General features: G+C 74.3%; 1 protein-coding gene. It reads left to right on the forward strand.

From position 1 onward, the window contains the following. Nucleotides 1-1090 (forward strand): RNA polymerase sigma factor (locus ACFWM7_RS35245; RefSeq protein WP_383268857.1); only part of this gene is annotated, 1090 nt, incomplete at its 5' end. Nucleotides 1091-1542 lie beyond the last annotated feature (452 nt).

The raw sequence follows: 1542 nt of genomic DNA on the forward strand, positions 1-1542 counted from the left end.
CCGCGGAGCAGACTTCGCGGCGGCCGAGGACGCCGTGCAGGACGCCCTGGTCGAGGCGGTCCGCGTCTGGCCGGACGACCCGCCGCGGGATCCGAAGGGCTGGCTGGTCACCGTGGCCTGGCGGCGGTTCCTCGACGCGGCCCGGGCGGAGAGTGCCCGGCGGCGGCGGGAGGACCTTTTCGACGAGGAACCCGGGCCCGGGCCCGCCCCCTCGGTGGACGACACGCTTCAGCTCTACTTCCTGTGCGCCCACCCCTCGCTGACGCCGTCGTCCGCCGTCGCGCTCACGCTGCGCGCCGTCGGCGGGCTCACGACCCGGCAGATCGCGCAGGCCTGTCTGGTGCCCGAGGCGACCATGGCGCAGCGCATCAGCCGGGCGAAGCGCACCGTCTCCGGTGTGAGGTTCGATCAGCCCGGCGATGTCGCCACCGTGCTGCGCGTGCTGTATCTGGTCTTCAACGAGGGCTATTCCGGTGATGTCGACCTCGCCGCCGAGGCGATCCGGCTCACCCGGCAGCTCGCGGCCGCGATCGACCACCCGGAGGTGGCGGGGCTGCTCGCCCTGATGCTGCTCCACCATGCTCGGCGCGCCACCCGGACCGCGCCGGACGGGAGCCTGGTGCCGCTCGCCGAGCAGGACCGGGGCCGGTGGGACACCGCGATGATCGCCGAGGGCGTGGGCATCCTGCAGGCGGCCCTCACCCGTGACCGGCTGGGTGAGTTCCAGGCCCAGGCCGCCGTCGCGGCGCTCCACGCGGACGCGCCGACCGCCGAGGAGACCGACTGGGTGCAGATCGTCGAGTGGTACGACGAGCTCGTGGCCCTGACGGACAGTCCGGTGGTCCGGCTCAACCGGGCGGTGGCCGTCGGCGAGGCCGACGGTCCGCGCGCCGGGCTGGCCGAACTCGCCGAGCTGAGCGACGCCTTGCCCCGTCACACGGCGGTCGCGGCGTATCTGCACGAGCGCGACGGCGACCTGCCGACGGCGGCCCGGCTGTACGCGGAGGCCGCCCACCGAGCCCCCACGCTCGCCGAGCGCGACCATCTGACGCGCCGGGCCGCGCGGCTCAACACGGGCCATCGACCCTGAGGCCGGGCCCTCGCCCCTGAGGCCCGGACCGGCCCACCGCTTCCGGAGGGGTGGACCGGTCCGGCGTACAGCTCAGGCACGGCAGCGCAGCATCTCCAGCGGCGGGTTGGCGTGGAGGTCCGCCCAGAAGTCCGAGCCGAACGCGCGCAGGTCGTCGGCACGCTCGAGACCGTCGGCGCCACGGACGACGTCTGGCGTCCGTCGGCCAAGGAGCCTGTGGTGGTCGAGTTCCGGGCGAAGGGCGCCAAGACCTGGAGCCGGTCCGCAAGGGCCGCACCATCACGGTCAGGGGTACCCTGCGCAGCCTGGACGGCACCTGGAAGAACACGTCCGGCCCGCCGGTCAGCATTCTGTTCAAGGCCGAGACCGCGGCCGACGGGCGGGACGACCGTTCCCGTCTCCTTCGGCACGACCGCCCCTGCTGCTCTCCCGACGTCCGGGGAGAGCAGCAG

The organism is Streptomyces sp. NPDC058375, assembly GCF_042723425.1.
In the GTDB taxonomy this organism is placed as follows: domain Bacteria; phylum Actinomycetota; class Actinomycetes; order Streptomycetales; family Streptomycetaceae; genus Streptomyces; species Streptomyces durocortorensis.